The sequence below is a fragment of the Actinopolyspora sp. BKK2 genome (assembly GCF_011291845.1).
GTDB lineage: Bacteria > Actinomycetota > Actinomycetes > Mycobacteriales > Pseudonocardiaceae > Actinopolyspora > Actinopolyspora saharensis.
Map to the genome: position 1 here is coordinate 1 of NZ_JAANTE010000009.1, position 12747 is coordinate 12747.

Consider the following 12747-nt stretch of genomic DNA (forward strand, 5'->3'; position numbering starts at 1 on the left):
CTTCGGTGAACTTGCTGCCGGTGGACAGGGAAACGTACACATCACCGGCGTTGTTGGAGTCATTACCAACGAACGTGACGATGTCGTCCTTGCCGTCACCGTTGAAGTCACCGACGGCGGGACGCTCGTCGTCCAGGCCGAAGTAGTCGTGCCACTTCTGGTTGTCTTCGGTGAACTTGCTGCCGGTGGACAGGGAAACGTACACATCACCGGCGTTGTTGGAGTCATTACCAACGAACGTGACGATGTCGTCCTTGCCGTCACCGTTGAAGTCACCGACGGCGGGACGCTCACCTTGCGACGCGAAGTCGCCGTGCCACAACTGGAATGTGCCGAACCCAGATTCGTTGGCCAAGGCGACATAGACACCGCCCGAATCACCTTGCTTGAACAGGGCGATATCGGCTCTGCCGTCTCCGTTGAAATCCCCTTCCAGCTGGCTGTCATTCCTTTCAATCAAGGAGGTGTTCCAGCTGTCCTTCGAAGAGAAGGAGGTTCCGTCGGAGTCCGTTACGGAAAAAGCGCCCTCGCTGAAAGTGGCGATGTCTTCGTAACCGTCACCGTTGAAGTCGGTTCCGCTGTCAGGGGTGGTTGTAGCCGTGACACTGTGGGTGGCTGTTCGTTGCTCTCCTGAAGCCATGACAGGAACCACACGGTAGTGCCAGGTTTGCGAGGCCCGCAGAGCTTCATGACTATAGGTAAGGGCGCTCGTGGTATCCAGCAGAGTCGACTCCGTCAGGGGAACCTCGGCGGTGGTGGCCGCGTAGACTCGGTAGTTCTCGGCGCCCGAAGGCTGCCAGCTCAGGTTGATGGCGTGTTTGCTGGCGGGTGTGGCGGTGGGGGCGAGCATGCCGGAGTTGATCCAGCCGGTGATGTTGTCGGTGCGGGCGATGGTGGCGCCACGTTTGGTGGTGTCCTCGCCGAAGCAGCCGTGTTGCCAGGAGTTGCTGTTGATGCCGACCAGTTCCACGGTGTCGTTGACCTGCCGCAGCACGGGCCCGCCCGCGTCGCCTTTGCAGATGCTGGACTGCTCGGTGCTGCCGAGCACACTCGCCGACCCAGCCGACACGGACTCCACGGAGAAGGTGCCGGTGTGGGCGGTGGTGGGGGTCCAGTCGGTGGCGGTGCGGCCGTAGCCGGCCGAGCGGACCGTGTCCCCCTGGGCCGCGGCTGTGGCGCTCACCGGCACGGGGGTGATGCCGGACACGGCCGTGTCCAGCTGGGCCAGCACCAGGTTGCGGTCGGTGCGGGGCACGAGGTCGATCACCTCGGCGACCTGCCCGGTCTGTCCGGTCAGATCGCTGCGCCCGATGGTGGCGGTGGTTGGTGTGGCGGGTTCTCCGGCGGGCACGGTGGTGGGCTCGGCCGGGTCCGCGGCGAAGCAGGAGGCCGCGGTGACGATCCACCGCTGGGCGATTAGGGCACCCGAGCAGGACCGCTGATCACCGACATCGACCTTGGCCAGGAAACCATAGCTGCCGTCCGGCACCTGCTGACCACCACTGACCGCCTGCGCGGGCAACCCGGCCAGCGCGGTGGCGGCCACGGTGGACGCGACTATCCCCGCGACACGTCTCGATCTGAACAATTCCGATCCTTTTTCCGTTTTCTTCGTCGATTTCTTAATCATTGGGAAACACGCAGTTCGACCAGCGTCGCCTGCTCATTATCAGGAGGTTCTTGCCCTTCCCCGACGGGGTTGTATTCTCCGGGGGCCAGTTCCACGTTTTCCGTTGTCCCGTTCACGGTCAGAGACGCGTTTACGTTGTGGTCGCCACTCTGTATCGCGTAGACTCTCGGAATTTCCATGCTGAGCCAGCCATTTTGTCCGAGTACTTCGTAGCACGAAGTGGCGACCTCGATACTTTCCACCTGGATCGCCGACGTGTCGGCATCGCACTCGGTCTTGACGATGTTCCCATCGCCCTCGATCAATTTGATCCCGGTTTCGGCCTCGATCGCCTCGGCGCCGGGATAGCTGTAGTCCTCCACGATCGGAGGAGGAACCGAAGACGCGGCCACTTCAGAAGTGCTGTCGCTATCACCAGCCGCGACCGCAGTGGCAACCCCTGTCGAGGTCACCAGCAACCCGGTCAGACCGAGCAGCCCCGATCGCACGGATTTACGCATTGCTCGCCCACTTTCCTGGTACGAAAAATAAATCTTAGTCAGTTGCCAACCATAGAATTCCCACAAGGACATTACTCGTAAGCAATTGAACAGTCAATGCCAGATGGAATTTTTACTATTTGTGATTTTCCTCTCTTTGTTCTTTGTTAGCGACGTTATAAAATTGTTGCAAAAATTTTTTTCGAAAAGTATGTTGACCTCACTTGATCAAGGTGCGAATCTCTTTGGTTGAATCCTTTGGGTGTTCTTAGGAGGAGCGAGTGTTACACCCTGGAAGAACCAGACACCCTGGAAGTCAGAGGGAGCGACGATTCGCAGGTATAGCTGCTAGTGTCGTTGCTACAACGGTGATTGGATTACTGGGAAATACTCCGTTCGCAGTAGCCGAGGCCGATCAAATTACCGCAACCGATCGTGCTGAAGCCGTTCGACTGTGGGAGGAAGGTGGCCCTGCGATGCGGGAAGCGGCCGCTGATGCTCTCGCGGAAGGAGATGCGGCGTTACGCGATTTCCTCGCCGACGGAAGGGAAACCGCCAAGCATCAGGACTTGCGGCTCCGCACGCTGCAGATGATGGATGCCGGTGGTCCGGCTACGAGAAACGCAGCCAATCAAGCACTCGAAACAGACACCGACGCCGCGTTGCAGGAGTTCCTGGACACAGGCTGGAAGGCGCCGTACCACACCGATCTACGACTGTGGGTGGTGCAGGCTAAGGCCGGCGGCGGTCCGAGTGTGCGCAGCGCCGCGGAGGAGGCACTGAGCGCCGACACCAAGGCGGCCTTGGAGAACTTTCTCGAATCGGGCTGGCAGGCCCCGCATCACACTGACCTTCGACTGCGGGTGGTGCAGGCGAAAGATGCCGGTGGTGCACACGTGCGGCAGGCGGCCGAAAGAGCCCTGAACGCTGATAGCGAGGCGGCGCTGCGACGTTTCCTCGACCACGATTGGGAAGTGGCGCAGGCCCGTGATGAGGAACAGGCCACGGTCACCGAGTTGGTCGAGCGTGCGGAACAGGCCGAGGAAGAGGCTCGAAAGCGCACGACGAGTGCGCAGCAGGCCAGCGAACGTGCCGTAAAGGCCGCGCGGAAGGCCAAGGAGGCCGCACAGCGGGCCAGGCAGGAGACCGAATCCGCCCAGGGCGACACGCAGCGGGCCAGTGCCGCAGCGCAGGAAGCGGCCAAGCTGGCTGACGAGGCCGCCGAAGCCGCCAAGACCGCCGTTACAGCCGCGGCCGCGGCGGATCGTGCGGCACGGGTTGCGGCCAACGCCTCCTCACGCGCTGCCAGTGCCGCCAGCTTGGCGGGACAGGCCGCTTCACGGGCGTACTCGGCTGCTTCAGCTGCCGCACAGGATGCGAATCAGGCTCAGGCCGCTCGCGACGCTGCCGAAACCGCTCGTGATGCTGCTGCTGGCGCGGGCCGTGCGGCTGATGCCGCCCGCAGTGCCGGTGATGCGGCCAACCAAGCCGCGAGTGCGGCCCAGTCGGCGGCCAGCGCTTCCGAGAATGCGGCGTCGGCCGGTGCCGCGGCCAGTGACGCGGCACAGCAGGTCGGCGTCGCTGAGGACGCCGCAGCTGAGGCGCGGAAGGCCGGCGCCGAGGCTCGGGCGCAGGCCGAGCGTGCCACCCGGGCGGCTAATGCTGCGACGTCCTTGGCGAACCGGGCGGGCGAGGCAGCCGACAACGCTGCCGCCGCGGCCGATTCAGCTGCTCAGCACGCCAACAACGCGGCCGATGCCGCTGAGGACGCTGCCGCACATGCTGGGGAGGCCGACGACGCTGCGGCTGAAGCCACTCGCCACGCCAATGGCGCGATCGAGGCGGCGAATGCTTCGGTGGCGGCAGCTGAACAGGCCCGCAAGGTCGTGGAACTGGCTCGAGAGGCCGATTCCGAACGGCTCGCCCAGCAAAAACAGCGTCAGATCGAGGCCGCGCAACAGGCCAAACAGACTCGTCAGAAGAGTCAGGACATGGCACAGTGGGACGACCTCGAACAGGCTCGTACCGACGCGGAAACCCAGAAACTGCTCGAAGCGGCAACTGCGCCCGACGCTTCTCCAGAAACGGTACTGAGTAAGGGGCGACAGGCCGCAGTCAACATCATGCGCACCGGAGGCCCCTGGAGCAGACAGGCCGCCCAACACGCGCTGTCCGGAACCGAGGCCGACATACGTCGCTGGCTCGAGTCGGGCCGCGAAGCGGCGCAGAACTCGGACAACCGCTCCCGCGTAGCACGGATCGCCGAACTCGGAAAACCCGCCGAGCTTCGTCAGGCCGCCGAACAGGCTCTGCAGGGCACTCCCACTGACATCAATGAGTTCTTGTCAAATCAGAACTACCCGGGACGTGCCACCGACGAACGAGTCCGCGTGGTCCAGATCAAGGACGGCGCCACTGGCCCCGCTGTCAGAGAAGCAGCCGAGGCAGCCTTGAACGGCACCGAGGCGGATGTGCACCAATTCCTCACGGAGGGACAGTTCACCGCTCGTGCCACCGACGATCGGGTCAACGTAACCCAGCTCAAAGACGGCGGTGCCCCTCACGTGCGTGCCGCGGCCGAAGCAGCGCTGCAAGGGCCACCTACCTGGACCAGGGCATTCCTACGCTCTGGCCAGTACGTCGCCAAAAAGCGTGATCACAGAGCCGCCGTCCACAACGCGGAAATGAACCGACTCGTCGAACGCGGACTGCAGGCAGCAGCAGAGGCGCAACGGCAGGCCTACGAAGCGGCCCAAGCCGCCGCAAAGGCACGCGGGGCAGCGGCCGAGGCCGACAAGTACGCCCAGCAGGCAGCGAACTCCGCCGACCAGGCAGCCCAGTACGCCAACCGGGCCCAGGCCTCGGCCGCGGCCGCACAAACAGCGGCCCAGCAGGCGGCGGATTCGGCCGACACCGCCCAGAACGTGGCCGAGTCGGCACGGCAATCAGCCCACGACGCGGCCATCTACACTGTACGAGCACAACGCTCCGTCGCCGACGCACGCAGCTATGCCTCGGAAGCCTACGCCGCCGCCACTGAGGCACGCGACGCGGCACTGCAAGCTGGCAAAGACGCCGTAGCCGCCGCAGAAGCGGCCGAACAGGCCCGCCAAGAAAAGATAAAACAAAAACAGGCGGAGTACACTGAAAAAAGGAACAATCGACCGGAAGTCACGGAGGAGCAAACTCAAGAAGTTAGATCCCAGACTAATAGCTGCATAGCAGAATACCCCGAAGGACACCCGGAAAAAGCAACATGTCAACAGGATTACAACAAAAAAGAAAATCATTCCGAACTGGGAATAAAGGAATCTTTCTGTAAGACCAACGATAAATATGGCCAATTGGCTACCGTTGTCGGCGGAATGAGCCTGGGGGCATCCGGGCTTTCTGCACTAGGAGTGGTCACCCTTCCGGCGAGCGCACCTACGGGTGCAATTGGGGCAGGAGCTACAGCTGTCGGTTTCGCGTCATACCTCGCAGGAGAAATCGTCGGATGCGATTGACAACTCCCCTATATTTCTGCAGCCATCTACGTTTATTCAGTAACACAACTAACCATGTTGCTATCAAAGCGTATCATGTTGAGTACACCCTAGGAGTTTCCAGAAAACATAATCACCAAGACCCTCGGAAAAACAAGGTAACCCCAAAGGAAAAAATGCGAAAATCGAGCAAAATACTCCTCGTGGGAGGGGCTTCAGCATGCGGATTAATTGCTATCGTACTCATGCTTCTGTGGATCTCTTTTGAATCAAATCCACAACTAAGCAGCTTGTTTCAGTTGACAAGCATCGCAATACTGGGAATAGGGTCTGCTTTGCTGATCTACAGCAAAAAACAGAAATAGCAACAGCTGGCGTTGCATATCGCTATTCCCTGGATGGCCTACCAGGGGCGCCTCCACGTACGACACATGGAGGCGCCCCTACCCAGCCCACACAAATTTTGTGTAGTGCTGCGCGATACGCATAGTGTGCTTCGTCAACGATATCGTTCAAAAGACGACGAAGTCAGCGCACAGCAATCCGATCATGACACGGCACCCTACACTGAAGGCTAGGACCTGAACTACCTCTCAGGTCCCTCGGAGGATCCGGATTCCGATGAATGACGCGGGAACTCCCACTGAGAGCACACACCGGGAACGAGGCCGTCACGGTTCACGCCGGACGAGATGCCCGTGTTGTGCATGGCGCAGAACCACCAGGATCCCTCCTTCTTGACCAGGACCCACGTACCGACGCTCGCACGCTGCTCGTCACGAGTAACCACGAGCCGGCGAAGGAAGACCACGGCGACGCTCGAATCGGGGAAGGTGATGCGGTCGATCTCGTACCAGATGCGAATGCCTTCGGCATGGTGCGTGAGACGTTCGCGGTGGTAGCGGTGGATCTCCTCCTAGCTGTGGAATTGCTGCCCGTTGACCGCCGTGAAAACACGTCGGAGGTGAATCGCTGGTCGAACTTCTCCGCGTCGTGCTCCGCGACTCCTCCAGCTCGGTGAATATCCGTCTGATCGCGCGGGCATCGTCCTCGTCGCTGACCGCGTCGTGAGTTTTCGGAGGATCCGCCATGGTCACTCGGCCTTCCGGTGTCGAGCCGTGCCCTCACGGGCCCCTCCCACGACGTTCTACTGGTGTTACACGTCCGTTCGGGATCCGTCGCTCCGAGTAGAGCTCTCGACCTCGGGAAGACGAAGCACCTGGCGACCGGGCCGGGCCCCGCGAGGCCGCGGGAAGCGTCGAATCCAGTCGAAGACGGTCCCCGAGCGCCCATGCCCCGCTCCACCCACCCCGCGGCTCACTCCCCCGACCAGATCCGGTCCAGCGGTAGCCTCCCGGTCGGGATCGCCGACCGCCCCGGCGGCCGCGGCGCGGGCCAGCCCAGCGCTATGCCGGTGCGCACCGACCAGGGCTCGGTGAACCCGGCCAGCGCGCTCGCCCGCTCCGCGTTCTCCCGCGGGAAGAACGTCGCCGGGCACGAGCCGAGTCCCTCGAACCCGGCCGCCGTCACGATCGCCTGCGCGATCCGGCCCCCGTCGAATTCGGCGTCCTGACCGCTGCGATCCAGCGCCAGCAGCACCACCACGGGCGCCTGGCTCAGGTACAGCGCGTAGCTCCCGCACCGGCTCAACCGCTCGCGCTGCTGCCGGTCCCGCACCGTGTGCAGCCGCCACGGCTGCCTGTTGCGGGCCGATCCGGTCCACCGCGCCACTTCGAGGACCCGGCGCAGCTGCTGCTCGGTGACCTCCCGGTCGGTGAACCAGCGCGTGGCCCGCAGCCCGCGCAACGTCTCCAAGGGATCCTCGGAATGGGCACCACGCCCGCTCGGTTCGCTCACGAACTGGAGTATGGTGCGCTAACGTACACCCCGTCGCGACGGGTTGGCTCGGCAGCAGCCGAAACCGTATGGAGGTTCGCCACGTGCAGTCGGAGACGACGGTACCGCCGGAGACGATGCTGCCGGAGCGCAGCAAGCAGGTGGCCCGAGCACTGCGAGCGGCGGAAGTGGCCGGCGAGATCAGGGAGATGCCCGGCTCCACCCGCACCGCGGCCGATGCCGCGACGGCCCTCGGCTGCGAGACCGGGGCCATCGCCAGCAGCCTCGTGTTCCTTTCCGACGAACACCCAGTGCTGGTGCTCACCAGCGGACGCCACCGGGTCGACACGGACAAGCTCGCCGAGAGCCTCGAGTGGCCCCCGCTGGAGCGGGCCAAGCCCGAACGGGTGCGGCAGGCCACCGGCCAGTCGATCGGCGGTGTGGCCCCGCTCGGCCACCCCGCGGCGCTGACCACGATCGTGGACAGCGCGCTGGCCGACTACCCGTGCGTGTGGGCGGCGGGCGGGACACCGCGCACCCTGTTCCCCACCACGCACGACGAGCTGGTGCGGATTACCGGAGGGTATTCACTCCCCGTCGCCGAGGAGTGAGTGAGGTTCGGCGGGTCTTTTTGCTTGGCGGGTCACTTGGCGGAACCTCAGTCGGGGTCTCGCTGTGGGGAGGCCCGACATCGAGTAGCCACCTACACAACGTCGGGCCCTCCTCGCGAGACCCGAGACTGAGAACCCGCGGCGGTGCCGACTGCGCAGGCTCGAAGCACCTGCGTTGAACGGTACCCTTCAGTCGGGAGCTCCTGTCCGGGGTTTCGTGGCGACTCATTCTCTCGCGGTGGTGCCGACTGATCAGGCTCAAAGCACCTGCGGTCGGAGTGGAGGCCTTGGTCGGAAGTTCCTGACAGAGGGTTCGACGACTCCGCTCTCCTGGAATCTCGGCACTGTCCGCGCCAGCCGCGGAGTGCCACACTGGGTGTGTAGCCCCCCGGTTAGCCAGTACCAGCTTCTGGTACGCGCCGGGGGTATTTTTGTTCCACCCGGCAAGCCCCGGACACCTCCTCCGCGCCGATCCCGGCGCGGTCGGGGACCGCACCGGGATCGGCGGGCACCGGCTCTCACAGGTAGAAGGCCAGGAACAGGAAGCCCGCGAGCACGCAGAACAGGATCAGCAGCACCTTGTCCTTGAGCGCGACCTCCTCGGGTTCCCCGGCCACGCCCTTGTCCACGTCCACGGCGTAGCGCAGGATCCCGATCACGAAGGGGATGATCGAGATGACTCCCCACCGGGAGTTGTCGTGGTTCTGGATCTCGTAGGCCCACTGGCTGTACGACATGATCATGATCGCCGCCGAGATGGCCCAGACGAACCGCAGGTACGAGGCCGAGTAGGCCCGCAGGGACTTCCGGATCTTGGCGCCGGTCTCGTTGGCCAGCTTCACCTCGGCGTAGCGCTTGCCCGCCACCATGAACAGCGAACCGAACGCCACGACGATGTAGAACCACTGGGTGATCACCAGCCCGGCAGCGGCACCCCCGGCCACGGCGCGCAGCAGGAACCCGGAAGCGACGATGCACAGGTCGATGACCGGCTGGTGCTTGAGCCCGAAGCAGTAGCCCAGCTGCACCGCGATGTAGACCGCCATGACGGCGAGCAGCGGGATGCTGACGAGACCGGAGATGACCAGCGACCCCACCAGCAGCAGACCGCACACGGCGTAGGCGATCGGCAGCGGGACCAGGCCCGCCGCGATGGGCCGGTTGCGCTTGGTCGGGTGGGCGCGGTCCGACTCGACGTCGAGCGCGTCGTTGATGAAGTAGATCCCGGAGGCGGCCATCGAGAAGACCACGAACGCCATGGCCGCGTCCAGCAGGATCGAGACGTCCAGCAGCGACCCCGCCGTGAACGGGGCGGCGAGCACGAGGATGTTCTTGACCCACTGCTTGGGGCGCAGCTCCCTGATCAGGCCGTTGAACAGCCCGGCGGGCGTTCCGGCCGCCGCCGTCACCCTGGCGTGGTAGGCGTCCGAGGACTTGTCGGTGCTGTCGGCGGAGGTGCTCGCCCCGCCCGCACCGGAGTCCTCCTCCAGCGCGGCGGCCTCACCACCGGCCTCCGAGCCGATGGCCCCCGAGGAGTCCGCTTCGACCTGCTCCTCGACCTGCCGCGGCAGCTCGGAGTCGGTCTCCACCGCTCCGCGGGAGGCGGCGGACTCTCCCGCCGGCTCCGTGGTGGCTGTCTCGGTGGCCACCCGCGTGCCGCCGGAGGCCTGCCCCCCGGCGATTCCTTCCGAGTCCTGCTGCGGACCCTGCCCCGTCGTGGGCTCTTCGTCGAGCTGAAACCCGGTCTCGTTCTTGTCAGCCACGGTTCCTCCGCCGTTCGATGTAGCGACGCACACCCCACGCGACGGCCCCACCGAGTGTCGAACCCGCTGCCACGTCACTCGGATAGTGGACCCCGAGCACCAGTCGGCTGACCATCATCGGCGGCACCAGCGCGGGCGTGAGTCGACGGCCGAGCACCCTGCCGTACAGCACGGCGGCCGTCGTCGTGGAAGTCGCGTGCGAGGAGGGGAAGCTCAGTCTGCTCGGAGTGTCGACCAGCACCCTGATCCCCGGGTCGCCGGGTCTGCTGCGGCGCACCACCCGTTTGACCGCGATGGAGGCTCCGTGTGCCGCGGCCACCCCGGCCGCGGAGGCGATCCAGTCGGCGCGCCGCCCGCGGTCGGCCAGCGCCCCCACTGCTCCCAACACGAGCCACCCAATCGCGTGGTCACCGAATTTGGACATGACTCCGGCGACCGTAACCACTGGTCGCTTGGCCAGCACGCCCTGCACCCTGCGCACCGCCACCGTCTCGGCCGTAACCGCCGGTCGCGGGTGTTCCTCCGCACCCTGCTCCGCCTCGGCGGCGGGGGGTGCGGTGGTCAGCTCTGCGTCCACTTCGTCTCCGGCTTTCTTCTCGGGCAGCTGCACGGGGGCTGTCGGTGTCCACCCGAGCGTTCTGGTCTCGGATCCGTGCTCTCAGCTGTAGGCGGTATTCGAATGTGGCGACCCGGACGGGCGGTCCGCGGACCCGTTGCCCGCCGAGTTCGCGCCGCGGCCCGGGGCGGGCACCACCCGCCCCGGGCCGACGCGCTCTCCGCCCCGTGACGTGAGTCATTCCGGACGGGTCGCCGCACGCGGATTCAGCTCACTCGTACATCTGCTTCCACGCCTCGGGGCTGGTCAGCTCCGGCAGGGCGGCACGATACGCCTCCCGCAACCGCGACCACTCGCTCACCAGCCTGCGGTAGTCGGCGATGGCCCGAGTACCGAGCCTACGGAACTCCTCCGGGTCACGTCGCCGGAAGGCCGTGCCGCTGCCGTCGGCGGTGGAGACGGTGGCGCTGTCCAGCGATCCGAGCAGGAACCACCGAGCGCTGGCCGAGGGGATGTTGAGCTGGGGACGCCGCCGCGCCTCGGCGTCGGGCTGCTTGAGGTTGTGCAGCAGCGCCTTCGAGGCCCGCAGGGCGATTCGCGTCGTGCGCACCGGCGGGTTCAGCAGCTGCTCGACCAGCACGGGGTCGGCGGTCGGCGAGGGCAGGTCCCCGGCCGAGGAGAAGGTCTGCGCGTCGTCGTACTGCTCACGCAGCTTCCGCACCTCCGGCAGCGCCGTGCGCAGGCTCTCGAACAGCCCGTCCGGCCCGGCCATGAAGTCCTCGACCGCCTTGAGCTGCACCGCCACGGTCGAGTACTCCATCGAGAACAGGTGCCGCAGGGTGAGCTTGAAGCTCTGCTTGAGCAGGTTCTTCTTGACGTCGTCGGGACTGTGCAACGCCGCCAGGATCAGCCTGTTGCGGGTGTGGAAGTAGGCCGTCCAGTCGGTGGCGTCGTTCTTGTCGCTCCAGGGCATGTGCCAGACGGCCGCACCGGGCAGCGACACCGTGGGATAGCCCCGCTCACCCGCGCGGACGTGGTACTCGGCGTCGTCCCACTTGAGGAAGAGCGGCAGCGGCAGCCCCGTGTTCTCGATGACCTCGCGGGGGAACAGGCACATCCACCACCCGTTGTAGGTGGAGTGGATGAGCTTGTGCAGCTTGCTGCTCTCGCGCAGCGGGTACTGGGAGAAGTCGTGGTCGGTGGCCGCGCCGGGGGCGGCACGCCACATCGCAGCTCCCAGGTCGACGACCTCGCCCATGGTGTGCAGCCGCGAGCGGGCCTGCAGGTTGAGCATGTGCCCACCCACGATCACCGGCTGGACGGAGGCCCTGGCGAAGGCGTTGGCCCGCAGCACCCCGTCCGGCTCCAGCGCGATGTCGTCGTCGAACAGCATCACCTGCTCGGCGTCGGAGTTGTACACCCCCTCGTACATCACGCGGGTGAAGCCACCGGAGCCGCCGAGGTTCGGCTGCTCGATGACGTGCAGCTTGTCGCCGATCCTCCTGGCGGCCTCGTCGAAGCCGTCGGTTTCCCGGATCTTCTGCCCGCCCTGGTCGGCCACGACCACGCGCTCGACGAGTTCGAGCACCTGGGAGTCCTCGCCGAGGGTCTGCAGGGTCTGCACGCAGTCGGCCGGGCGCATGGTGGTGGTGCCCACCACGACGCGCTGCTTGGGCAGCCTGAGGTCGGTCGTCCAGGACGCCTCGTCGAGGTCGAGCTCGCTGTCGTTGGTGAACAGGTCGAACCAGATCCAGCCGCCGTCCTCGAACGGCTTGAGCGAGACCCGGAACTCCAGCCACCGCCACGACTTCGAGCTGGCGACCTGGGCGCCCTCCAGGTGGACGACGTCGCCGTTCGGCTTGGACCGGTACACGTCCAGCCGCCCGGTGCCGCGGACCTTCAGCCGCAGGACCACCTCGTCGATCTTGGTCCAGCGCTTCCAGTAGCTGGCGGGGAAGGCGTTGAAGTACGAGGCGAACGAGAGCCGCGAGTTACCGGGAACCCGCACCGAACGCCTGGACAGCACGGTGGCGCGCTGGGCGAGGTTGTCCGGCTCGTCCAGGTAGAGCGGACGCGCGTCGAGCGGGTCCTCCGCCCGGGGGAGCAGCACCCGCTGCAGGACCTGTCCCGCGGCGACCCGCCGGTGCCCGGTCCGCACCGTGGCCGAGTCGCTGAGCTTGCTCTCCCCCGCCTCCGGCGAGGCGGGGGTGGTGCCGCCCTCGTCCGCCTGTTGTTCGGTCAGGTCCCCGGCTGCGACACCCGCGGCCTCCGCACCGGCGGGAGCGGGGTTCGCTTCCGCCTCCGGTGCTCCCGCCTCCGGGGCGCTCGGTTCCGATGGTTCCGACCCTGTCGGTTCCGATTCGGCTGGGGAAGTCCGGTCAGTCACG

8 protein-coding genes are annotated in these 12747 nt (G+C 65.5%); 2 read left to right on the top strand and 6 right to left on the bottom strand.

All coding sequences use genetic code 11. From position 1 onward, the window contains the following. Together G9Q41_RS17290 and G9Q41_RS17295 are read right to left on the bottom strand one after the other, a co-directional pair. The coding region (locus G9Q41_RS17290) for a trypsin-like serine protease (protein ID WP_165638173.1) at positions 1–1546 on the bottom strand (1546 nt) is incomplete at its 3' end. An 80-nt stretch (positions 1547–1626) separates the two neighbouring features. Continuing rightward, complete coding sequence (locus G9Q41_RS17295; RefSeq protein WP_165632983.1) at positions 1627–2202, bottom strand: hypothetical protein; 576 nt, start codon at positions 2200–2202, stop codon at positions 1627–1629. Positions 2203–2477: 275 nt separating this feature from the next. Between G9Q41_RS17295 and G9Q41_RS17300 the strand changes: the two genes are divergently transcribed. Then, positions 2478–5615: an ALF repeat-containing protein gene (locus G9Q41_RS17300; protein WP_165632984.1), complete on the top strand. Its 3138-nt coding sequence runs from the start codon at positions 2478–2480 to the stop codon at positions 5613–5615. Positions 5616–6911: 1296 nt separating this feature from the next. Here the strand turns inward: G9Q41_RS17300 and G9Q41_RS17305 are convergent. Continuing rightward, positions 6912–7451: a nitroreductase family protein gene (locus G9Q41_RS17305; RefSeq protein WP_165632985.1), complete on the bottom strand. Its 540-nt coding sequence runs from the start codon at positions 7449–7451 to the stop codon at positions 6912–6914. Between the two features lie 68 nt (positions 7452–7519). Between G9Q41_RS17305 and G9Q41_RS17310 the strand changes: the two genes are divergently transcribed. Continuing rightward, positions 7520–8041, top strand: coding sequence for a YbaK/EbsC family protein (locus G9Q41_RS17310; RefSeq protein ID WP_092524875.1), 522 nt, complete (start codon positions 7520–7522; stop codon positions 8039–8041). A gap of 518 nt (positions 8042–8559) precedes the next feature. Here G9Q41_RS17310 and G9Q41_RS17315 read toward each other — a convergent pair. From G9Q41_RS17315 to G9Q41_RS17325, 3 genes are all read right to left on the bottom strand, one after another. After that, complete coding sequence (locus G9Q41_RS17315; protein WP_092524877.1) at positions 8560–9804, bottom strand: decaprenyl-phosphate phosphoribosyltransferase; 1245 nt, start codon at positions 9802–9804, stop codon at positions 8560–8562. Next, on the bottom strand, positions 9797–10381 hold the full coding sequence (locus G9Q41_RS17320; RefSeq protein WP_092527728.1) for a phosphatase PAP2 family protein: 585 nt from the start codon (positions 10379–10381) through the stop codon (positions 9797–9799). Before G9Q41_RS17320 ends, G9Q41_RS17315 begins: the two co-directional genes overlap by 8 nt. A 250-nt stretch (positions 10382–10631) precedes the next feature. Further along, positions 10632–12746, bottom strand: a complete 2115-nt coding sequence (locus G9Q41_RS17325) for a glycosyltransferase (RefSeq protein WP_347567553.1) — start codon at positions 12744–12746, stop codon at positions 10632–10634. Position 12747 lies beyond the last annotated feature (1 nt).

Bases quoted from the DNA above. Each gene is read 5' to 3' on its own strand.
- G9Q41_RS17295 (WP_165632983.1), bottom strand. From the start codon at position 2,202: ATGTCCTTGTGGGAATTCTATGGTTGGCAACTGACTAAGATTTATTTT.
- G9Q41_RS17310 (WP_092524875.1), top strand. From the start codon at position 7,520: ATGGAGGTTCGCCACGTGCAGTCGGAGACGACGGTACCGCCGGAGACG.